The sequence below is a fragment of the Streptomyces sp. NPDC093261 genome, assembly GCF_044753645.1.
In the GTDB taxonomy this organism is placed as follows: domain Bacteria; phylum Actinomycetota; class Actinomycetes; order Streptomycetales; family Streptomycetaceae; genus Streptomyces.
Genome location: NZ_JBIVNO010000007.1, coordinates 293,790 through 316,218 on the forward strand (window position 1 = coordinate 293,790; position 22,429 = coordinate 316,218).

Below are 22,429 nucleotides of genomic sequence, written 5' to 3' on the forward strand. Positions count from 1 at the left end.
GCGTACGAGTCAAGACGACGTAAAATCGTTCGCCTTACTGACCTGTGTTCATATGCATGACCGAGAAAGGCCTTGACCGGCCGTCTGACCGGCGGTTCAATCCCCGAAGTCCCCACTCCCGCACGGGGGCACCGCCCGAGTGTGCGTACTGGCGAAGTGCCGTCCGGTATCTGCAGGTTCACAAGGCGGACCCCTGGAGGGGGCACATGAACGGTCTCGACTGGGCCGTCCTGGTCGCGTACTTCGGCGTGATGACCGCGATCGGCGTCTGGTCCCACAAACGCGTCGACAACGTCAGCGACTTCTTCACCGCGGGCGGCAGGATGCCCTGGTGGCTGTCGGGCATCTCGCACCACATGTCGGGCTACAGCGCGGTGATGTTCACGGGCTACGCCGGCATCGCCTACACCTACGGCGTCACGTCCTACGTCACCTGGGCCCTGCCCATCGCCATCGGCGTGCTGATGGGCGCGAAGCTGTTCGCGCCACGGCTGAACCGGCTGCGTTCACGGCTGCACGTGGCCTCGCCGCTGGAGTACCTGAAGGACCGCTACAACGTGCCCACCCAGCAGGCGCTGGCCTGGTCCGGGATCCTGCTGAAGATCGTCGACGTGGGCGCGAAGTGGGCGGCGATCGCCACCCTGCTCAGCGTCTTCACCGGGGTCACCCTCACCCAGGGCATCCTCATCACCGGCGGCATCACGGCCGTGTACTGCACGATCGGCGGCCTGTGGGCGGACGCGCTGACCGAACTGGGCCAGTTCGTCATCCAGTTGCTGGCGGGTCTGGCCATGCTGGTCATCGCGCTGCACAAGATCTCCGACCACGGCGGTCTGTCCAAGGCGCTGGACTCGCCGAAGCTGGCCGGTCACGGGGACGGGTTCGCGGGCCCGTACCTGACGGTCTTCTTCATCGCGTATCTGTTCATCAAGCTCTTCGAGTACAACGGCGGCATGTGGAACCAGGCCCAGCGCTACATGGCCACGGGCAGCCCCCGGCAGGCGACGCGCTCCGCCCTGCTGTCGGCGGGCCTGTGGTTCGTCTGGCCGGTCATCCTCTTCATCCCGATGTGGCTGTCCCCGCTGCTGGTCACGGCGAAGAAGCCGGACGGCTCGGACGCGTACGGCCTGATGACCGAACAACTGCTGCCACACGGGCTGCTGGGCCTGGTGGTCGTCGGCTTCTTCTCGCACACGATGGCCATGTGCTCCTCGGACGCGAACGCGATCGCGGCCGTGTTCACCCGGGACGTGGCGCCGGTGTTCTCGAGGGCGGCCCGGGCGTGGAACGCCCGGGCCGGCCTGATCGCGGGCCGGGTCACCACAGTCGCCTTCCTGGGCCTGTCGATGGCGGTCGCGACCCAGGTCGACTCCCCCACCTTCAAGGACATCATCACGGTGGTCATCAAGTGGGTGGCCGGTCTGATGGGCCCGATCGCGATCCCGTTCATCCTGGGCCTGCTGCGCCCGTTCCGCCGCTCGGGCCCGACGGCGGCGCTCGGCAGCTGGGCGGCCGGTCTGCTGGCGTTCTTCTTCGTCAACTACCACCTGGACTTCTCCCAGCACACGGATGTGAAGCTGGAGTACCAGGTGGCGCTGCCCATGGTGATCTCCCTGGTGCTGTACATCCTGATCGGCCTGGTCAAGCCGGAGGACACACCGGAGCGGGTCGCGATCGTCGAGACGCTCAACACGGACGACGACGGGACGACGGTGACCCTTCCGGCCCCGGACACGACCGGTACGACGGGCACGACCGGTACGACGGGCACGACCGGTACGACGGGCACGACGGGCACGACCGGTGCGAGCGGCACCACGACGAGCCCTTCGGGCGTGTAGTCCGGGGAACCCCCTATGCCCGCGGATACCGCTCCAGCCACCCCGGAGACGACCCGCTCGGCCCGTGCAGCGCGGGGCCCTGCGTCATCTCCATGGCGAAGTCGTCCGCCAGCACCAGCATCGTGGGACGGCCCTCCAGTTCGGCCAGCCAGGCCGGCGGGAGGGCCGTCTCGCCGTGCAGCGCCCCGAGCAGCCCGCCCGTCAGCGCCCCCGCGGCCGCCGAGGGCCCGCCGTGGTTCACCGCGAGGCACAGCGCGTGCCGTACGTCCTCGCCCACGAGCGCGCAGTACACGGCGACCGCCAGCGCCCCCTCCGCCGTAGCGCCGTCGGCCAGTTCCTCGACCCGGGCGGCCGTGGGCATCCCCTGGCGCACGGCGCCCAGCGCGCGTTGCAGCGCTTCCGCGACCGGCTGGTGCCCCGGCCGGGGGGCCAGCAGTGCGAGGGCCCGCTGTACGGCCGCGTCCAGGATCTCCCCGCGGGCCAGCGCGTGCACGATCACGCCGTACGCGCCCGCGGCGAGGTACGCGGTGGGGTGCCCGTGCGTCTGTGCCGCGCACTCGATCGTGAGTTGCAGCACCAGTTGCGGGTCCCAGCCGACGAGCAGCCCGAAGGGCGCGGAGCGGACCGCCGCCTCGGGGCCCAGCTCGCCGGGGTTCTTGGGCGCGTCCAGCGTGCCCATGGTGCCGTCGCCGAGCCCGAGCAGACAGGCCCGGGACGGGGAGCGGCGGGCGTACAGCCACTCCTCGCGGGCCAGCCAGCCGTCCTCCTTGCGGCGCTCGTCGGGCCCCCAGTCGTGCTGGGTGGCCGCCCAGCGCAGATACGCCCGGTGCAGATCGGTCGGCGGATGCCAGGCGCCGGTGTCCCGGCGGACCTGGGCGCGGATGATCCCGTCGACGGAGAACAGGGTGAGCTGGGTGAGCTGGGTGATCGCGCCGCGCCCGCCGTGGCCGGGAGCGAGGTCGACGAGCCCCTCGAACCCGTGCGCCTCCTGGATCTGCTCCAGGGACAGCCCGTCGACCGGGGCGCCCAGCGCGTCGCCGGCGGCCGCGCCGAGCAGTGTGCCGCGCACCCGGCTGCGGAAGTCCTGCTGCTCGGTGCGGCCCCAGACGGCACCGGATGTTGCGCCCACCCCATGCCTCCTCATGGCACCGCCCGCACGTCCGACGCGCAGCACTGTAATCGAACGGAGACGATCGGTCGGGGGCGCCCGAGCGTCATGCACACCACACTTCGGCGCGCGCCCGAAAATGATCTAGGAGTCGGCCGGAAGCCCTCTCCATAGTGGGACCATGGCCGAAACCAGAACCCCCCACGCCCTGCCCGCCCTTCGCGTGGCCGCCACCCTCCTCGTCGGCACCGTCGCCCTGTACATCGCGCTCGTCGCGTTCGGGAACATCACCGACTTCGGGACCAACCAGCAGTTCGTCCGCCATGTCCTCGCGATGGACACCACGTTCCAGGACCACGACCTGATGTGGCGTTCGATCACCTCCCATGCGCTCCAGGACTCCGCCTACGTGGCGATCATCGCCTGGGAGACGCTCGCGGCGCTGGTCCTGACCGCCGCGACCTGGCTGTGGGCCCGGCGCCATCCGAGCGCCCGGCGGCTGTCCACCATCGGCCTGTCGATGCTTCTGCTGCTGTTCGGCGCGGGCTTCATCGCGATAGGCGGGGAGTGGTTCGCGATGTGGCAGTCCAAGACATGGAACGGTCTGGACGCGGCCACCCGCGTCATCGTCCTGACCGGCGTGGTCCTGCTGGTGACCAACCTGCCGGGAGCGGACCCGCAGGAGGGCTGATCCGTCCGGGCCACTTTCTTCGCACGGCTCCTTGCCGGGCGGCGAGGAGGCGTGCGGTGAGGAGCCGTGCGGCGAGGTGACCGGACCGGGCGCGGCCCCTTATTCCAGCACCGGCAACAGCTCCGGCAGATGGCCGTCCGAGGCCTCCGCCGCGCGCCGCCGTTCCTGCGGGACCTCGCCGTAGAGCGTGGTGCGAGGCTTCGCCGGACGGCCCGCCGCCTCGGCCACCGCGACCAGTTCCCGGACCGACTTGTACGACCCGTACGACGAGCCCGCCATACGGGAGATGGTCTCCTCCATCAGGGTGCCGCCCAGGTCGTTGGCACCGGAGCGGAGCATCTCCGCCGCGCCCTCCGTGCCCAGTTTCACCCAGCTCGTCTGGATGTTGGGGATATGGGGATGGAGCAGCAGCCTCGCCATCGCCGTCACCGCGCGGTTGTCCCGCAGGGTCGGGCCGGGGCGGGCGATGCCCGCCAGATAGACGGGGGCGTTGGTGTGGATGAAGGGGAGGGTGACGAACTCGGTGAAACCACCCGTCCGCTGCTGGATGCGGGAGAGGGTGCGGAAGTGGCCGAGCCAGTGGCGGGGCTGGTCCACATGGCCGTACATCATCGTCGAGGAGGACCGGATGCCCAGCTCATGGGCCGCCGTGACGACCTCGATCCATGTCGCCGTGGGCAGCTTGCCCTTGGTGAGCACCCAGCGGACCTCGTCGTCCAGGATCTCCGCCGCCGTGCCGGGGATCGTGTCGAGCCCCGCCTCCTTCGCCGCCGTCAGCCACTCGCGGATCGAGAGTCCGGTGCGGGTGGCGCCGTTCACCACCTCCATGGGCGAGAAGGCGTGCACATGCATGCCGGGCACCCGGGACTTCACCGCCTTCGCGATGTCGAAGTACGCCGTTCCGGGCAGGTCGGGATGGATGCCGCCCTGCATGCACACCTCCACCGCGCCCACGTCCCACGCCTGCTGGGCCCGGTCGGCGACCTGCTCCAGCGACAGGGTGTAGGCGTCGGCGTCCGTGCGGCGCTGGGCGAACGCACAGAAGCGGCAGCCGGTGTAGCAGACGTTCGTGAAGTTGATGTTCCGGGTGACGATGTAGGTGACATCGTCACCCACCGCCGACGTGCGCACATCGTCCGCGATCCGGCACAGCGCGTCCAGCGCGGGGCCGTCCGCGTGCAGCAGGGCCAGCGCCTCGGCGTCCGTCAGGCGCGTGGGGTCGTCCGCCGCCGTGCGCAGGGCCGCCCGTACGTCCGCGTCGATGCGCTCCGGTGCCATGCCGGGCACGGCCGCCTCCCGCAGCGCGTCCCAGTCGCCGTACACGTCGTCGAAGTCGTCCCGGCGGTCGCCCGTACGGCCGTCGGTGTCGATCGTGCGGTGCAGGTCGGTGCGCCCGGCGGAGGTGAACGCCTCCTCCGGCTCCTGCCACGGGTGCCCCTCGACCACCGCGTCCGCCCGGGCCAGACCCGTCTCGGGGTCGGCGAGGGCGTCCACATGCGGCCGCAGCCGCGGATCCAGCCACGGCTCCCCGCGCCGCACGAACTCCGGGTAGACACACAGGCGTTCGCGCAGCTCGAAGCCGGCCGTCGCGGATCGCTCCCGCAACCGCTCGATCTGCGGCCACGGCCGCTCCGGGTTCACATGGTCGATGGTCAGCGGGGACACCCCGCCCCAGTCGTCGATGCCGGCGCCGATGAGCCGCTCGTACTCGCCGTCCACCAGGTTCGGCGGTGCCTGGAGACAGGCGCTCGGGCCCATGATGTGCCGGGCCACCGCCACCGTGGCGACCAGTTCGTCCAGTTCCGCGTCCGGCATGCCGCGCATCGCCGTGTCCGGCTTGGCGCGGAAGTTCTGGATGATCAGCTCCTGGACGCCGTGATACGCCCGGGCCACCTTCCGCAGCGCGAACAGCGACTCGGCGCGCTCCTCGTAGCTCTCGCCGATCCCGACCAGGATCCCGGAGGTGAAGGGCACCGAGGAGCGGCCCGCGTCCTCGAGGACCCGCAGCCGCACCGCGGGTTCCTTGTCCGGGGAGCCGTGGTGGGGGCCGCCCGGCTCCGACCACAGCCGCCGTGCCGTCGTCTCCAGCATCATCCCCATCGACGGCGCCACCGGCTTCAGCCGCTGGAAGTCCGTCCACGACATGACGCCCGGGTTGAGGTGGGGCAGCAGGCCCGTCTCCTCCAGGATCCGGATCGAGACGGCCCGTACGTAGGCGATCGTGTCGTCGTAGCCGTGGGCGTCCAGCCACTCGCGGGCCTCGGGCCAGCGGTCCTCCGGCTTGTCGCCGAGGGTGATCAGGGCCTCCTTGCAGCCCAGGGCCGCGCCCTTGCGGGCGATGTCGAGGACCTCGTCCGGGGACATGAACATCCCGTGCCCGGCCCGGCGCAGCTTGCCCGGTACCGTGACGAAGGTGCAGTAGTGGCACTTGTCCCGGCACAGGCGCGTCAGCGGGATGAAGACGCTCTTCGAGTAGGTGATGACACCGGGCCGGCCCGCCGCCGCGAGGCCCGCGTCCCGCACCCGGGCGGCGGACGCGGCGAGGTCGTCCAGGTCGGCGCCGCGGGCCTGGAGGAGCACCGCGGCCTCGGTGACATCGAGTGCGACACCCTCACGGGCACGTTTGAGGGCGCGACGCATGGAGTTCTCGGTGGGGCCGGTTCCGGAGGTCGCGGAAGTCGTCATCCTCCGAGCATACGTTTGCCGTGATCAGCCCGGAGGGGCCGGCGTGGATCGGTACGGTGGCCGGTCGGCGCCGGACGGCGGCGGCCGGAGCGGGCACCCGTTGTTCCGCCGACACGCGGCGGGTCATCGGCTTCCTGTGCGCCGGAGTTCACGGCCGGAGGCGACAGTGTCGGATGCGGTCCCTGCCCACCCCCTGTCATCCGAGACGTTGGGAGCAGCAGCATGTGCGAGGACGACCACGGCATCGGCAGACGCGCCCTGTTCGTGACGAGCGCGGCCGTCGCGCTTACGTTGGGAACCGTGAGCTTCTCCCACGGTCCCGCCGCCGAGGCGGCCGACAGCCAGGAGACGAGGACGGTGCGCGGCACCCTGCCGCCCGGCTCCCCGGACTTCGTCTACCTCCCCGTCGACGTCCCCGCGGGCGTCCGGGAGATCAAGGTCTCCTACACCTATGACAAGCCGTCCGTTCCGGCCGGCACCCAGGGCAACGCCCTCGACATCGGCCTCTTCGACGAGCGCGGCACCGAACTGGGCGGCAAGGGCTTCCGCGGCTGGTCCGGCGGCGCGCGCTCCGAGTTCTTCGTCCGCGCGGACGACGCGACCCCGGGCTATCTGCCCGGCCCGGTGCACTCCGGCACCTGGCACATCGCGCTGGGCCCCTACACGGTGGCCCCGCAGGGTCTGAGCTACGAGATCACCATCACCCTCACCTACGGCGAGCAGGACGTCACCCCGGCGCCGGTGTATCCGCCGTCCCGGGCCAAGGGACGGGGCCGCGCCTGGTACCGCGGCGACTGCCATATGCACTCCTGGTACTCCGACGGGCGCCGCACGCCCGCCGAGATCGCGGCGCTGGCCCGGGCCGCGGGCCTGGACTTCATCAACTCCTCCGAGCACAACACGCACTCCTCGCACGCGCACTGGGCCGACCAGGCCGGTGACGACCTGCTGATCATGCTCGGCGAGGAGGTGACGACCCGCAACGGCCATGTGCTCGCGCTGGGCACCGAGCCGGGCACCTTCGTCGACTGGCGCTACCGGGCGCGCGACAACCGCTGGGCCCGGTTCGCACGGGAGATCCACCGGGCGGGCGGACTGGTCGTCCCCGCCCATCCGCACGCCACCTGCGTCGGCTGCGGCTGGAAGTTCGGCTTCGCCGAGGCGGACGCCGTGGAGGTGTGGAACGGCCCCTTCACCCCGGACGACGAGGCGACGCTGGCGGAGTGGGACAACACACTGGTGGCGTCGGCCCGGGAGGGGCACGGTCACTGGCTTCCGGCGATGGGCAACAGCGACGCCCACCGCGACCCCGACGCGATCGGCACACCGCAGACGGTGGTTCTCGCCGACGACCTGACCAGGGAGGCCATCCAGGAGGGCATCCGGGCGGGCCGCTCGTACGTCGCCGAGTCGAAGAACGTCTCGCTGGCCTTCAGCGTCTCGGGCGGCCACGGTGAGCACGCGGGGATCGGCGAGCGGCTGCGGGTGGCCGGCGACACTCCGGTCACGGTCCGGCTGGAGGCGCAGGGCGCGCCCCGCTGCACGGTGCGCTTCGTCACCGACCAGGGCGTGCTGTTCACCAGCGATCCGCTCCCGGTGTCCGGGGCGGGCACGGTGGAGTGGCACACCACTCCGGCGTACGCGGCCTACGTACGGGCGGAGCTGCGGCACGAGGCCGCGGCGGGCCCGGTGCCGGGGGTTCTGGCCGCGTTCACGAACCCGATCTTCCTGGGCCGGCCCTAGGCCATGGGGGCGCGCGGCCGTTTTCCGCGCGCCCCGTTGAGCGGTCTGCCAGACTGCGCGGAGGGCCGCGCTCCTCACGTCGTCAGGGGGAACACACGACCATGCCGGGCTTCGCCGACCTCAAATACCGTGCGGTGACGGCGCTCCAGCGCCATGTCGTCAATCCGGTGCAGCGGCATATGCCGCTGCAGACGCTCCTGGAGACCACGGGCCGCGTCTCGGGCCTGCCACGCCGGACCCCGCTGGGCGGGCGCCGCATCGGCGACTCCTTCTGGCTGGTGTCCGAGCACGGCGAGAGGTCCCAGTACATCCGCAACATCCGGGCCGATCCCCGGGTACGGGTTCGTATCAGGGGCCGCTGGCACACGGGCACGGCCCATCCGCTCCCGGACGACGACCCCCGCGCCCGTCTGAGGACGCTGCCCCGTCTCAACAGCTCGGCGGTACGGGCACTGGGCACGGGGCTGCTCACGGTGCGGGTGGACCTGGACGACTGAGGCCGTCTCCGGCCGGCCCCCTCACCCCGGCCACACGATCGCCTGGAGCTCGCTGTAGGCGTGCAGGGCGTACGAGCCGACGTCGCGGCCCACCCCGCTCCTCTTGAAGCCGCCGAACGGGGCCTCCATGTTGCGGCCGACGGTGTTGACGCCCACCTGGCCCGCCCGCAGCCGGCGGGCGACGCGGAACGCGCGGGCCACGTCCCGGGACCAGACGTAGTCGATGAGGCCGTAGTCGGTGTCGTCGGTCAGGGCGATGCCCTCCTCCTCGTCGTCGAAGGGCACGACCACGACCACCGGGCCGAAGATCTCCTCCCGGACCACCCGCATATCGGGCGTGCAGTCCGCGAGGAGGGTGGGGGCGACGTAGAAGCCCCGGTCGTACGGCGGGCGTTCGCCCCCGGCGACCAGCCGCGCGCCCTCCTTGCGGCCCGACTCCACGTACGCCTCCACGCGGTCCCGGTGGGCTGCCGAGATCACCGGCCCCACCACCGTGCCCGGCACGCGGGGGTCCCCGACCGTCAGCCGCCGGGCGTGGGCGGCCAGTTCGGACACCACCCGGTCGTAGACGCCCCGCTGGGCGATCACGCGCGTGGGTGCCGTGCAGATCTGGCCGCTGTAGAAGGAGAACGTCGTCCCGATGCCGGCCACCGCCGCGTCCAGGTCCGCGTCGTCGAAGACGAGCGCCGCGCCCTTGCCGCCCAGCTCCATGAGCTGCCGCTTCATGGACCGGCCGCACGCCTCGGCGATCCGCTGCCCCACGGCCGTGGACCCGGTGAAGCTCACCATGTCCACCTCGGGGCAGTCCACGGCGGCCTCGCCGACCTCCGGCCGGGAACCGCCCACCACGTTCACGACGCCCGGCGGCGCGCCCGCCTCCCGCAGTGCCTCGGCCATGCGGTACACGGACAGCGGGTCCTGCGGGGCGGGCTTGACGACCACCGTGTTGCCCATGGCCAGCGCGGGGGCGACCTTGCCCGCCGGGTTCGCCCATGGGTTGTTGTACGAGGTGACGCAGGCGACCACGCCGACCGGCCGGCGCTCGGCGACCGCGCCGACGACCGCCGCCGGGCCGAACGGGCCCGCCTCGTTGATCTGCGGCGGCAACGGCTGCTCCACCGGCTCCACGCGCGCGTACCGCCGGAACCGGGCCGCCGCGACACCCACCTGCATCCCGCGCGCCGTACGGGTCGTGGCACCGCTCTCGGCCTGCGCCAGCTCCGCGTACGGCACGAGGTTGCGCCGTATCACCTCGGCCGCCCGCGCCAGCACCGCCGCCCGCTCCTCCGGAGCCGTCCGCGACCAGGGCCCGAAGGCCTCGCGGGCCGCCGCGCAGGCCGCGTGCACCTGACCCCGGGACGCCTCCGGCGCCCATCCGGCGATCCCCTCGGTCGCCGGGTCGACGACCGGGTGGTACCCGTCCTCGGGCTCGACCCACGCGCCGCCGATGAACAGCCGCTGTCGCTCGGTCACGTGGTGCTCACCGTCCTGGTGTCCCGTCCGGAGCGCAGCACCCGGCCCGGCACGGCCCCGGTCACCGCGTCGTCCCGGATCGCCTCGACTCCGTTGACCCAGACCGCCTTCACCCCGATCGCCCGGGAGTCCAGGCGCGGGCTCTCCCCCGGCAGGTCGTGCACCAGGGTGGCGTGGCCGGCGTCGACGCGCTCCGGGTCGAACAGGACCAGGTCCGCGTGGAAGCCCTCCCGCACCCGGCCCCGCTCCCGCAGCCCGAACAGCCGCGCGGGATCGTCGGTGAGCATCTTCACGGCCCGCTCCAGCGGCACCAGCCTCCGGCCGCGCAGACAGTCCCCGAGGAACCGCGTGGTGTACGGGGCCCCGCACATGCGGTCCAGATGGGCGCCCGCGTCGGAGCCGCCGAGCAGGACGTCCTGGTGCCGCCAGGTCTGGGCCCGCAGCGCCCAGGAGTCCGGGTCGTTGTCGGTGGGCATGGGCCACAGCACCGTGCGCAGGTCGTCGGCCGCACAGATCTCGACCAGGCAGGCGAAGGGATCCTGGCCGCGCTCGGCCGCGATGTCCCGCACCACCCGTCCGGTCAGGCCCTCGTTGCGTGGGCTGTAGGTGTCCCCGATGACATACCGGCCGAAGTCGGCCAGGCGCCGGAAGACGCCCGCCTCCTTGGAGCGGGCCCGCCGCAGCAACTCGGCCCGGACCCGGGGGTCGCGGAGCCTCGCGATCCGCTCGGGCACCGGCAGACCCAGCACCGGTCCCCAGCCGGGGATCAGATTGAGGGCGCAGAAGGTGCCGAGCGACATGTTCATCGGGGTGAGGATCGGCATGGTGAGGGCCACCACCCGGCCGCCCGCCTTGCGGGCGCGCTCGCTCGCGAGGAGCTGACGGGGCACCCGCTCCGGGACGGCGGCGTCGATCGTGAGCACGTTCCAGTTCAGGGGCCGTCCCGCCGTCGCGCTCATGTCCGCCAGCAGGTCGATCTCGGCGTCGCTGAACTGGTCGAGGCAGCCCGCCACGATCGCCTCGATCTGGGTGCCCTCGTGCTCGCCCACCGCCCGGGACAGGGCCAGCAGCTCGGCCGGCCGGGCGTGGCGGGAGGCGACCGGTGCGCCGTCCCCGTCGGAGTGCGTGGACGACTGGGTGGTGGACAGGCCCCAGGCCCCCGCCTCCATGGCCTCGTGGAAGAGCCGCAGCATGGCGTCCAGCTGCTCCGGGGTGGGCTGTCCGCCGACCGCGTCCGGGCCCATCACATAACGGCGCAGCGCGCAGTGGCCCGCCATGAAGCCCGCGTTGACGGCGATCCGGCCTTCGAGGGCGTCGAGGTACTCGCCGAAGCCGTGCCAGTTCCAGGGCGCCCCCTCCTCCAGGGCGACCAGGGACATGCCCTCCACCTTGGACATCATCCGCCGGGTGTAGTCGGCGTCGGCGGGCCGCGCGGGGTTGAGCGGGGCGAGGGTGAAGCCGCAGTTGCCGGCGGCGACGGTGGTGACGCCGTGGTTCAGGGAGGGGGTCGCGTAGGGGTCCCAGAAGAGCTGGGCGTCGTAGTGGGTGTGCGGGTCGACGAAGCCGGGGGCGAGTACCAGGCCGCCGGCGTCCTCGGTGCTCCGGGCCGCCTCGGCGATGGTCCCTACGGCGGCGATACGGCCGTCCCGTATCCCGACGTCGGCGGTGTGCCCGGGCGCGCCGGTCCCGTCCACGACGGTCGCGCCCCTGATGACGTGGTCGAGCATGCGGGACACCCCCTCAGGCGGCCTGACGGAACCGGGTCGTGCGGTGCACCGGGTCCGTGTCGATCTTCGGGATCACGTGCTCGCCGATCAGCCGGATCGTCTGGAGCGTCTCCTCCCTCGGGACGCCGACCGGCAGCCCGAAGCTGAGCTGGTCGGCCCCGGCCTGCTCCCACCGCTTGCACTGGGTGAGCACCTCGTCCGGGTCGCCGCAGATGAGCAGCTCCTCCTCGACGAGGAGTTCGATGAACTCCTCGGTGTACTCGGGCAGTGTCTCCGGCCAGACCGGGAAGCCCTCCGGGCGCGGGAAGGTGTCGTGGTAGCGGAAGACGAGGGAGGGCAGATAGTGCAGCTGTCCGGCCGCCGCGATGCGGATCGCCTCCTCGTGCGTGGGCGCGCACACGGCGGTGGTCGTCACCATCACGTTGTCGTTGACGAAGTCCCCGACGGGCCGGGCGTCCACGATCGCCGTCTTGTACTGCTCCAGGACCCACTCCATGTCGGAGACCTTCTGCACGCTGAACCCGAGGACCCCGAGGCCCTTCCGGGCGGCCATGGCGTACGAGGGCGGGGACCCGGCCGCGTACCACATCGCGGGGTGCGACCTCCCGTACGGCTTGGGGAGCACCTTGCGCGGCGGGAGCTGCCAGTGCTTGCCCCGGAAGCCGGCGTACTCGTCCTGGAGCCACATCCTGGGGAACTCGGCGATGGTCTCCTCCCAGATCTCCTTGGTGTGGTTCATGTCGGTGATGCCGGGGAGGAAGCCGAGGATCTCGTGGGAGCCCGCGCCCCGGCCGCTGCCGAACTCGAAGCGGCCCTCGGTGAGGTGGTCGAGCATGGCGACCTTCTCGGCGACCTTCACCGGGTGGTTCACCGGGGCGAGGGGGTTGAAGATGCCGGAGCCGAGGTGGATGCGCTCGGTGGCGTGGGCGAGATAGCCGAGGAAGACGTCGTTGGCGGAGAGGTGCGAGTACTCCTCCAGGAAGTGGTGCTCGGAGGCCCAGGCGTACTTGAAGCCGGACGCGTCCGCCTGGATGACGTACTCGGTCTCCTCCATCAGCGCCCTGTGCTCCGCGAGCGGGTCCGTCTCGGCCCGCTTGCCCACGTATCCCTGTACAAAGAGCCCGAATTCCAAGGAGTTTCACCGTCCCCACGAGTGTCCGTCGCCGGCGGGTGTCCGTTCCCGCCCGCGATTTATCTGACATACCGTCAGTTCAGCTCCCGCCGACTGTGGCACCGGCCGGTGGGAGCGTCAATAGCTGACTGACCGTCAGAAAACTGCAATCCCGGCCAGCCAGCCGCCGTCGATGACGAACGGCTGTCCGGTGATGTAGGAGGAGTCATCCGAGGTCAGGAAGAGGGCGAGCCTCGCCACCTCCTCCGGCCGGCCGATCCGGCCGAGCGGCACCAGCCCCCGGTACAGCTCGTCCAGGGCCCCGGACATCTCCTGCGGATCCGCGTCCGGGTCCAGCAGGGCCGGGTTGGACATCGGAGTGTCGATGGCCCCGGGGCACAGGGCGTTGACCCGGATCCCGCGGGGCGCCAGCTCGATCGCGGCGACCCGGGTGAGGCCGAGGACGGCGTGCTTGGTCGCCGTGTACGTGCCCACAGCCGCCATGCCGGTCATCGCGGTGTACGAGGCGGTGTTGACGATGGTGCCGCCCCCGGCGGCCGCGATCTCGGGCGCGACGGTTCTCATGCCGAGGAAACAGCCCACCTGGTTGACCTGGACGACCTGCATGAACTCGTCCAGCGGCGTGTCGACCAGGGCGTTGAAGCGGAGGATCCCGGCGTTGTTGACCAGCCCGTCGACGCGCCCGTACGCCTCCTTCGCACCGGCCACGGCGGCGGCCCAGTCGGCCTCCCGGCCCACGTCGAGGTGGACATACCGCTGCCCCAGCTCCTCGGCGAGCGCCTCCCCCTGGTCGTCGAGCACATCGGCGAGGACGACCCGGGCGCCCTCCGCCGCGAACAGCCGCGCCTCCTGCTCGCCCTGTCCGCGCGCCGCACCCGTGACGAGGACGACGCGCCCGTCCAGCCTGCCCATGGCCCTCCTCAGTCCAGGCGGGGCGCGACCTCGGCCCCGAACGCGGCGATCTGGTCGATCAGTTCGGTGCGGCTCCGGCTGCGGAACCGCACCTGGATCTGGTGCGCGCCCATCGCACCGTAGGCGCGCAGGGAGTCGGCGACCTCCTCCGGCCTGCCGCTGACCGTGCGCCGTCCGACGTCCCAGCCCGGCTCGCCGATGTACAGCGGTTCGGTGAGGGCGCCGACGGTGAAGGGGGCGTGGAGCCCCGCCTCTGCGCGGATCTGCCGCAGCCGCGCGATCTGTGCGGGCAGCCGGTCGCGCGGATCCCCCTGCGGCAGCCAGCCGTCACCCTTGAGCGCGGCCCGGCGCACGGCGGCGGGTGAGGAGCCGCCGACCCACAGGGGGACCCGGGGCTGGGTGGGCCGGGGGCGCTGCCCGAGCCCCTCGAAGTCATAGGCCTTCCCGTGGTGGACGGGGAACTCCTCCGGTCCCAGCGCCGCCCTGAGCGCGTCGATCGCCTCGTCGAGGAGGGCGCCCCGCTGCCCGAAGTCCACGCCCAGGGCCGCGAACTCCTCCGGGACGTGCCCGGCCCCCACGCCGAGGACGAGCCGGCCGCCGGAGAGGTGGTCGAGGGTCGCGTACTGCTTGGCGGTGAGGAGGGGGTGCCGCAGCCCGACGATCGCGACATGGCTGAGCAGCCGCACCCGCGCGGTGACGGCCGCCAGGTGGGAGAGCGTGGCGACGGGGTCGTACCAGACTGTGCTCATGGCGGGGGCCAGCCGGCGCGGGATGGCGACATGGTCGCAGCTCGCCAGGTAGTCGAACCCGGCACGGTCGGCGGCCCGGGCCGTCTCCACCAGGTCCTCCGGACCCGCGCCGGCCTCCCAGGGCTCGGCGAAGAGCGCGCTCAGGGCCTGGACGGGGAGCTGCATCCCATACCGCAGGGGCGCGGTCACCGCCCGCCGCCCGGCCCGCGCCACAGTCCGCCTCCCGGCCCGGGCCACAGTCCGTCGTCCGTCAGGCCCAGCAGCTCGATCGCGTTGCGCCGCACGATCCGGTCGACGGTGTCCGCGTCCAGGTGCCCCATCTGGGCCTCCCCGACCTCACGCGACTTCGGCCAGGTGGAGTCGGAGTGGGGGTAGTCGGTCTCGTACAGCACGTTCCCGGCCCCGATCGCGTCCAGGTTCCGCAGGCCGAAGGCGTCATCGAAGAAGCAGCCGTAGACATGGCCCGCGAACAGCTCGGACGGCGGGCGGCGCACCTTGTCCGCGACCCCGCCCCAGGCGCGGTTCTCCTCCCACACCACATCGGCACGCTCGAGGATGTACGGAATCCAGCCGATCTGGCCTTCCGCGTACATCACCTTCAGATGCGGGAAGCGCTCGAACTTTCCGCTCATCAGCCAGTCGACCATCGAGAAGCAGCAGTTGGCGAAGGTGATCGTGGAGCCGACGGCCGGCGGGGCGTCCGCGGACGTGGAGGGCATTCTGCTGCTGGAGCCGATGTGCATCGCGACGACGGTTCCGGTCTCGTCGCACGCGGCGAGGAAGGGATCCCAGTCGTCGGTGTGCACGGACGGCAGCCCGAGGTGCGGCGGGATCTCGGAGAAGGCGACGGCGCGCACCCCGCGTGCGGCGTTGCGGCGCACCTCGGCGGCGGCGAGTCGCGCGTCCCACAGGGGGATGAGCGTGAGGGGTATGAGCCGGCCGTGCGCCTCGGGGCCGCACCACTCCTCCACCATCCAGTCGTTGTACGCACGCACGCACAGCAGCGCCAGCTCCCGGTCGCCGGCCTCGGTGAAGGTCTGGCCGCAGAAGCGCGGGAAGGTCGGGAAGCAGAGGGCGGACCGGACGTGGTTGACGTCCATGTCGGCGAGGCGCCGGGGCACGTCGTAGGAGCCCGGTCGCATCTGCTCGTAGGTGATGACCTCGAGCCTGATCTCGTCCCTGTCGTACCCGACGGCGGTGTCGAGGCGGGTGAGGGGCCGGCGCAGGTCCTCGTACACCCACCAGTCGCCGAGCGGGCCCTCGTCACCGGACTCACCCATGACGGGGGCGAACCTCCCGCCCAGGAACGTCAGGTCCTTCAGGGGCGCGCGGACGATGCGCGGTCCTGTGTCCCGGTACTTCGCGGGGAGCCGGTCCTGCCAGACGTGCGGAGGCTCCACGGTGTGGTCGTCGACGGAGATGATCTGCGGGAACGTGCCGGGGTTCGTCGAGGTCTCCATGGCGGTCACCGTAGCGCCGATCTGACGAACCGTCAGTAAATCGGTGCCGCCCGGCGTGAATCCGCGCCGTCCGGTATGAGGAGAGCGTGTGTGGACCCTGTGACACACAACGCCACGGCCTGTGATCGCCGTCTCCCATGGCTGACGCATCCGCCATGAACAAGGCAAACTGGCCTCCTGATTGTGGACGTTCGGCAGGGTGCCAGGGGGCAGCGATGGACGGTGTACCGCGAGTGCCGAGGCAGCGGAGTGCCGAGGAATCGGCCGCTCTGCGCTTCGGCGTGCTCGGACCGGTGCGCGCCTGGCGTGAGGACGAGCCGCTGGCCATGGGCTCGCCGCAGCAACGCGCCCTGCTGGCCGCGCTGTTGCTGCGCGAGGGGCGCACGGCGACGGCGTCCGAGCTGATCGACGCGCTCTGGGGCGACGAGCCGCCGCCGCGGGCGTTGGCCGCGGTACGGACGTACGCCTCCCGGCTGCGCAAGGTCCTCTCCTCCGGCGTTCTCGTCAGCGAGTCCGGCGGGTACGCGGTGCGCCTGCCCGACGTCCGCTCCCTGGACCTCGCCGCCGCCCAGGAACTGGCCGTGGAGGCGGAGAAGGCGAAGAACTCAGGGGACCTGGGCCATGCCCGGAAGGTCCTGAACGAGGCACTGGCCCTGTGGGACGGCGAGCCGCTGGCCAACATCCCCGGCCCCTACGCCGAGAACCAGCGCACGCGTCTGGAGGAATGGCGCCTCCAACTCGTCGAATCGCGCCTGGACATGGACCTGGAGCAGGGCTGCCACGCGGAGGCGGTCTCCGAGCTGACGGCCCTGACGGCGGCGCACCCCCTGCGCGAACGCCTGCGCGAACTGCTGATGCTGGCGTTGTACCGCTCGGGTCGCCAGGCGGAGGCGCTCGCGGTCTACGCGGACACCCGCCGCCTGCTGGCCGACGAACTCGGGGTCGATCCACGCCCGGGCCTGAAGGACCTCCAGCAGCGCATCCTGCGCGCCGACCCGGGCCTCGCGGAACCGTCGGCACCGGCCCCGGAGCCCGCCGCGGCCCCGGTGCGCCCGGCGCAACTTCCCGCGAACGTCCCCGACTTCACCGGCCGGGCGCGCCTCGTCGCCGAACTGAGCGAGGTGCTGGCGTCGGCCGAGGGCCGGGTGATGGCGGTGTCGGCACTGGCCGGAATCGGCGGCGTCGGCAAGACGACCCTCGCGGTCCATGTCGCCCATCAGGCCCGGGGCGCCTTCCCCGACGGCCAGCTGTACGTGGACCTCCAGGGCGCGGGCCCGAGGGCGGCGGAACCGGAGACGGTCCTCGGCTCCTTCCTGCGCGCGCTGGGCACGGCGGACTCGGCCATACCCGATTCACTGGAGGAGCGCTCGGCCCTGTACCGCTCGGTCCTGGACGGCCGGCGGGTCCTGGTCCTGCTGGACAACGCGAAGGACGCGGCCCAGGTGCGTCCGCTGCTGCCGGGCACGGAGGGCTGCGCGGCGCTCGTCACCTCCCGGGTCCGCATGGTGGACCTGGCCGGTGCGCACCTGGTGGACCTGGACGTGATGTCCCCGGACGAGGCGCTGTCGCTGTTCACGAAGATCGTGGGCCAGGAGCGGGTGGCCTCGGAACGCGAGGCCGCCCTCGACGTGGTCGCGGCGTGCGGCTTCCTGCCCCTGGCGATCCGCATCGCGGCCTCGCGCCTCGCGGCACGCAGGACGTGGACGGTCTCGGTCCTGGCGGCGAAGCTGGCGGACGAACGGCGCCGCCTCGACGAACTCCAGGCCGGCGACCTGGCCGTCAAGGCCACCTTCGAACTGGGCTACGGCCAACTGGAACCGGCCCAGGCCCGCGCCTTCCGCCTGCTGGGCCTGGCGGAAGGCCCGGACATATCCCTGGCGGCTGCCGCCGCGGTCCTGGACCTCCCGGTGGAGGACACGGAGGACCTGCTGGAGTCCCTGGTCGACACCTCCCTGCTGGAGTCGGCCGCCCCGGGCCGCTACCGCTACCACGACCTGGTCCGCCTCTACGCCCGCGCCTGCGCCGAACGCGACGAGCAGCCGCCGAGCGAGCGGGACGCGGCGATGTCGCGCCTGCTGGACTTCTATCTGGCCACGGCGGCGGGGGTGTACGCGATCGAACGGCCCGGGGACCGGCTGGTGGACCACCTCCAGCGGACCGAGTATCCGGGGCTGACGTTCGAGGACCGGCACCAGGCGCAGGACTGGCTGTATGCGGAGGCGGTCTGCCTGCTGGCCTGCATGCGCCAGTTCGGGACGTCCGCAACGCTGCTCCGCGCCATCGACCTCCTCTGGGCGGCAGTCGATCTATCGGAGTCCGGTGCCAACGCCAGGGAGTACGAAGCCGTGGCCATCGCCCTGCGCGACGCCGCGCGCTCCTGCCAGGACCGGCGGACGGAGGGCCGCGCCTCCGTCGTCCTCGCCGTCGCCCACCACCTTTCCGGGCGCTTCGCGGAAGCGGACGACGCGGCACGCGAGACGCTGCAACTCGCCGACTCCCGGACCGATCCCCTGGCCCGGTGCTGGGCGGCCAACATTCGTGGCGCCATGGCCTTCTACCAGAGCCGGCACGCCGACGCCGAACGCCACCTGGAGCAGGCCCTCGCGGACTTCCGGGACTGCGAGGACCTGGCCGGGGAGGCGAGCGTCCTGTGCAACCTCTCGCGCATCCACCTCGCCACGGGCAGGGCCCGCAGCGCCGTGGTGCTCGCCCAGCAAGGTGTCGAGACGTACGAGGCCCTGGGACACGCCCTCAAGGGTGCCAACGGCCGCTACGCACTCGGTATGGCCCTCACCGAGAACGGGTTGTGCGGGGAGGCCGGGGATCAGTTGCACGAGGCTCTGAAGGTCTTCCGTGACAGCCGCCAGCGCCTCTGGGAGGGGATGACCCTGCTCAGGCTCGCCGAGGTGGACCTGGCCGCGCAACGCCCCGCCCAGGCCTCGACCAACGCCGAGGCGGCCTTGACCGTGCTGCGTGGCATCGGCGGAGAGTGGCGGCGCGGCAATGTCCTCACCGTGCTGGGCCGGGCGCTCAGCGGAATCGGGCAGTCGGGGCGGGCCCAGGTGTGCTGGCAGGAGGCCCTCGCCACCTACGAGGCACTGGGATCCCCCGAGGCCGACACCGTCCGGGCGCTGCTGGCGCCGGCCGCTGCCGCGTAGGCCCGCTACGGCGTTCATCGTTCGTTTATCGCGGGACGGCACTCTCGTCCTGTCGATCCGTTGTGTCGGGGGACAGACGGACCGCCGACGAGGTCGTCCAGCCCACGGTCTAGGGTGAGGCGACCCGGTAGCCCGCCCGGCCGTCCATTCGGGGGAACGGCCGGGCGGGCCCCCACTTTTCGGTTGAGTCACAAGGGGAGGAAGCACCATGAGCGACACCACGAACGAGCCGGTCGTCGACCCGGACAACGTCCACATCACCGGCGGCAAGGACGAGGGCACGGTCAACCCGGACAACGTCCACATCACCGAGGCCGAGGACAGCGGCATCTTCAAGCCGGACAACGTCCACATCACGTCCGAGCCCAGCTAGACCTTCCTCCCACACGGGGATCGGCCGCGGCGGCGCGGAGGGGGAGCCGCCGCGGCCGAGGTGTGTCCGGACCGCGGAAGCACGACACCGGCGAGGAAGCGGGCGGGCGTGGCCACCATGTCTCCAGCACCGTTCGCCAGGAGGAGCGTTCATCGGTCGCGGGATCGAGACATGTCCTGCATCGGTCCTAGGACGTGCATCGAAAGCGGATCTCGAAACGACCGCCCGGCGGAGAGCTCACTCCCGCTCAGCGCACCGTCAACCGCGCCCTCGCCCAGACCCGGGCCCCTGTCGAGCGCGCCACGGCACGGCTGAAGTGCCGGCAGATCTTCCGCAGATCCCGGATCAGCCCCAACCGCATGACCGTCATCGCCAAAGCCGTCCTCACCCTGGAGAGGCAACGCCGAAAAGGCTCAGTGAATGCTTACGCGCTCTCGCTTCATATGAACGAGACCCGTTTCGCCGCTTCCTCGAACGAGGTGCTGGAATATTTGATTATGCGTTCCAGTGCTCTGCGCATTGCATCAGGGTCATATTTTGAGAGTCTCGAGGTGGGATTAAGGAATCGTGCGACACGCAGATTTCAAACGCCGCTGATCGCGTTCCCATGTCGCTTCGACCGTATATGGTCATGCTTGCTCGCGTCGCAGTAAGTATCACCGTCGGAAAGGAAGCGACCATGTCCATTTCGAGGCGTTGCCTGGCCGTAGCTTCGATGATCGTACTATCAGTAATCGGAGGCTCCACCTCTGCGTCCTCGAGATCCCGACCTCAGGATCACGAGGAAGTGGCCACGCGCTACGACGTGATCAAACTGCACGGGAAGTTGACGCACTACAAGAGAAGCGGCAGTGCAGGAAGAGCGGCAGGGGTGGGCGATCAGGTTCTCATCTCGGAAAAGATCTTCCAAAACGGGCGTGAGTACGGTTTCTCCACAGTGATGTGCACACAGGTCACAGGACCCGCGAATCCCACCCCGGCTCATCCGGCGACCGAGCTGTGCACGGGCGTCTACAGTCTCCGTAATGGGCAGCTCACCTGGCAAAACACGCTCGTCAATACGCGGCCGGGGACTCCGCCGCCGTGGAAGACGGCTATCACCGGCGGCACGGGCGCGTACGCAAATGCGCGTGGCTATATTGATGCCGACGGGATGAAGCACAACTACACAGTTTATCTGGAACACTCCAGCTGAGGTTCCTTGATGGCCTGACACCGGAGTCGAGTCGGGGTTTCCCGGGCATTCCGGGGGACCCCGAGGATCGGGGTTTCCCGGGCATTCCGGGGGACCCCGAGGCGCTCAGGACGGGTCCCAGACGAATTCGTCGCCGCCGTAGAGGTCGCCTTCGGCGTCGCGCAGCGGATCATCGATCCGGATGCCCATCAGATGGTCGTCCTCGTCAGATCCGTGTTGTAACCCGGAGCCTGAGGCCCGCAGGCGCGTTGCATCCGTCGGAATGGATCTCATGTGAGGGTAGCGGGCCTGGTGGCTCGTGGAATTGGTATCGGCGGGCCGCCTCCGCTGTCACGAGGGTGAGTTCCAAGGTGGCGAGTGCGATCCCGCCGCATCTGGCAGGACCGTCCCCGAATGAGAGAAAGGCACTGACTTTCCGCAGTTGTCCATCGTTGGACAACCAGCGCGAAGGGTCGAACTCGTCCGGGTTTTCCTGCTGTCCGGGATCGCGTTGTGCCGAGTATGCGCATACCAGGACTTTGGCGCCGGCCGGGACTTCGTAGCCGTTGAGCGTGGTGCGGCGGGTGGTCTGTCTGTTGAAAAGCCAGTTCGGCGGATGCAGTCGCAGAACCTCGTGGACGAAGGCTCTCGTGTAATGCAGTCTGTCGACAGCGAAGCTGGTCACATCCTGCGGATCGGCGGGAAGCGACTGTGCCTCGCGAGCGATGCGCCTCGCCGATTCCGGATGGCGCGCCAGGCTGAGGAGGATCCAGCCGGCCGCCACGGAGGGGATGTCGGACATGGAGACGGCCATGACGGCAAGACTGTCGATAACGACGCGATCGGGCAGCGTCCCGTATTGCGAGGACGGCTGGAGCATCTGGGCCAATAGATCCTCGCCCGTGTTCTGCTCCGTCCGACGGCGGTCGATCACGTCCTGGAGTTTCCGAGCGAACTGCGCGCGCAGGTACGCCCTGGCCCGCTTGTCGACATCTGGGTACCAGCGGGACCGGGGAGGCGGCATCTCCTCACTGATCTTGCGAAGGCCTTCAACTGCTTCAGCCAAGTGTGTCGCGTCGCCGCCGAACATGAATTTGTTCCCGATTTCCGTGAAAGCTCGCAGCATCATCGGGAGTATTTCCAGGTCTTGGTTTACCGGCCAATCGGCAACGAATTCCCTAATGTCGCGGGCGATTTCCGGTACGCGACCAGAGACGGCTTGAGGACGCAGTCCACGCATTCGGGCCGACCTGCCGTGAGCCACCTCAGTCCGAACCGGAAAAACTGCATCAGGAGGCTGCGGCGTCGGCGGAAATGCCATCAATCCCCGACTGTACTCCTGGTTGGTCCGCTGCAGTACCGTGCGGCACGCGCTCAGGGATGCGGCAACATAGACACCGCGCGCGAGTTTCCACACATCCCCGCACTCGCGGGCGGCAGCAATCGCGTACGAAAGACGGTCGTTTCGAAAATCCGCCAACCCTCCTCGTCTGAAATATGCAGGGGGCTTAGGATGATCTTTCATGACGGCACGTCCCGCAGAGTCGATTCGGGTGAATCAAGGTCAGCTCCATCGGAAATGAGACGTGGGGGGGGGGGGGGGGGTAACCCCCCCCCCCCCCCCCCCCCCCCCCCCCCCAAAACCCCCCCCCCCGGCCCGGGCCCCCCCCCCCCCCCCCCCCCGCGGCCCGGGCGCGCGCCCCCCC

Annotated in this window: 16 protein-coding genes and 1 pseudogene; 8 read left to right on the top strand and 9 right to left on the bottom strand. The window is 70.8% G+C overall.

Annotation, left to right across the window (positions count from 1 at the left end; genetic code table 11):
- The first annotated feature begins 206 nt into the window (after positions 1 to 206).
- Entirely contained in the window at positions 207 to 1,841 is a 1,635-nt protein-coding gene (locus ACIP94_RS18260; protein WP_402426169.1) for a sodium:solute symporter family protein, read from the top strand.
- A 13-nt stretch (positions 1,842 to 1,854) separates the two neighbouring features.
- Here ACIP94_RS18260 and ACIP94_RS18265 read toward each other — a convergent pair whose 3' ends face one another.
- On the bottom strand, positions 1,855 to 2,970 hold the full coding sequence (locus ACIP94_RS18265) for an ADP-ribosylglycohydrolase family protein (protein ID WP_402426171.1): 1,116 nt from the start codon (positions 2,968 to 2,970) through the stop codon (positions 1,855 to 1,857).
- A 160-nt stretch (positions 2,971 to 3,130) separates the two neighbouring features.
- On the opposite strand from ACIP94_RS18265, the gene ACIP94_RS18270 reads away from it, so the two are divergent.
- Positions 3,131 to 3,640, top strand: a complete 510-nt coding sequence (locus tag ACIP94_RS18270) for a DUF2165 domain-containing protein (protein ID WP_402426173.1) — start codon at positions 3,131 to 3,133, stop codon at positions 3,638 to 3,640.
- 99 nt (positions 3,641 to 3,739) lie between these two features.
- Here ACIP94_RS18270 and ACIP94_RS18275 read toward each other — a convergent pair whose 3' ends face one another.
- Positions 3,740 to 6,325: a bifunctional FO biosynthesis protein CofGH gene (locus ACIP94_RS18275; protein ID WP_402426175.1), complete on the bottom strand. Its 2,586-nt coding sequence runs from the start codon at positions 6,323 to 6,325 to the stop codon at positions 3,740 to 3,742.
- Between the two features lie 222 nt (positions 6,326 to 6,547).
- On the opposite strand from ACIP94_RS18275, the gene ACIP94_RS18280 reads away from it, so the two are divergent.
- The gene (locus ACIP94_RS18280; protein ID WP_402426177.1) at positions 6,548 to 8,068 is read left to right on the top strand and encodes a CehA/McbA family metallohydrolase; all 1,521 of its coding nucleotides are present in this window, start codon (positions 6,548 to 6,550) and stop codon (positions 8,066 to 8,068) included.
- 101 nt (positions 8,069 to 8,169) lie between these two features.
- A complete protein-coding gene (locus tag ACIP94_RS18285; RefSeq protein ID WP_402426179.1) occupies positions 8,170 to 8,565 on the top strand; it encodes a nitroreductase family deazaflavin-dependent oxidoreductase in 396 nt (131 codons plus the stop codon).
- Between the two features lie 21 nt (positions 8,566 to 8,586).
- On the opposite strand, the gene ACIP94_RS18290 is transcribed toward ACIP94_RS18285, so the two are convergent.
- From ACIP94_RS18290 to ACIP94_RS18315, 6 genes are all read right to left on the bottom strand, one after another.
- The gene (locus ACIP94_RS18290) at positions 8,587 to 10,038 is read right to left on the bottom strand and encodes an aldehyde dehydrogenase family protein (RefSeq protein WP_402426181.1); all 1,452 of its coding nucleotides are present in this window, start codon (positions 10,036 to 10,038) and stop codon (positions 8,587 to 8,589) included.
- Positions 10,035 to 11,765 (bottom strand): amidohydrolase family protein, encoded by a 1,731-nt coding sequence (locus ACIP94_RS18295; RefSeq protein WP_402426183.1) that lies wholly within the window; start codon positions 11,763 to 11,765, stop codon positions 10,035 to 10,037. The genes ACIP94_RS18290 and ACIP94_RS18295 overlap by 4 nt, the downstream gene beginning before the upstream one ends.
- 13 nt (positions 11,766 to 11,778) lie before the next feature.
- Entirely contained in the window at positions 11,779 to 12,897 is a 1,119-nt protein-coding gene (locus ACIP94_RS18300) for an LLM class flavin-dependent oxidoreductase (RefSeq protein ID WP_402426185.1), read from the bottom strand.
- A 135-nt stretch (positions 12,898 to 13,032) separates the two neighbouring features.
- Entirely contained in the window at positions 13,033 to 13,809 is a 777-nt protein-coding gene (locus ACIP94_RS18305) for an SDR family NAD(P)-dependent oxidoreductase (protein ID WP_402426187.1), read from the bottom strand.
- Positions 13,810 to 13,817: 8 nt separating this feature from the next.
- The gene (locus ACIP94_RS18310; RefSeq protein ID WP_402426265.1) at positions 13,818 to 14,723 is read right to left on the bottom strand and encodes an LLM class F420-dependent oxidoreductase; all 906 of its coding nucleotides are present in this window, start codon (positions 14,721 to 14,723) and stop codon (positions 13,818 to 13,820) included.
- Positions 14,724 to 14,743: 20 nt separating this feature from the next.
- Positions 14,744 to 16,018, bottom strand: a complete 1,275-nt coding sequence (locus tag ACIP94_RS18315) for an amidohydrolase family protein (RefSeq protein ID WP_402426189.1) — start codon at positions 16,016 to 16,018, stop codon at positions 14,744 to 14,746.
- A gap of 215 nt (positions 16,019 to 16,233) precedes the next feature.
- Here ACIP94_RS18315 and ACIP94_RS18320 point away from each other — a divergent pair, with 215 nt between their 5' ends.
- From ACIP94_RS18320 to ACIP94_RS18335, 4 genes and pseudogenes are all read left to right on the top strand, one after another.
- Complete coding sequence (locus tag ACIP94_RS18320) at positions 16,234 to 19,176, top strand: AfsR/SARP family transcriptional regulator (protein ID WP_402426191.1); 2,943 nt, start codon at positions 16,234 to 16,236, stop codon at positions 19,174 to 19,176.
- Positions 19,177 to 19,384: 208 nt separating this feature from the next.
- Positions 19,385 to 19,549, top strand: coding sequence for a hypothetical protein (locus ACIP94_RS18325; protein WP_402426193.1), 165 nt, complete (start codon positions 19,385 to 19,387; stop codon positions 19,547 to 19,549).
- 215 nt (positions 19,550 to 19,764) lie between these two features.
- Positions 19,765 to 19,953, top strand: a pseudogene (locus ACIP94_RS18330) (transposase family protein); the annotation flags it as partial.
- A 383-nt stretch (positions 19,954 to 20,336) separates the two neighbouring features.
- Positions 20,337 to 20,744, top strand: a complete 408-nt coding sequence (locus ACIP94_RS18335; protein WP_402426195.1) for a hypothetical protein — start codon at positions 20,337 to 20,339, stop codon at positions 20,742 to 20,744.
- A gap of 205 nt (positions 20,745 to 20,949) precedes the next feature.
- On the opposite strand, the gene ACIP94_RS18340 is transcribed toward ACIP94_RS18335, so the two are convergent.
- Positions 20,950 to 22,203 carry a cytochrome P450 gene (locus ACIP94_RS18340; RefSeq protein WP_402426197.1) on the bottom strand — a complete coding sequence of 418 codons (1,254 nt, stop codon included), beginning with the start codon at positions 22,201 to 22,203 and terminating at the stop codon, positions 20,950 to 20,952.
- Between the last annotated feature and the right edge of the window lie 226 nt (positions 22,204 to 22,429).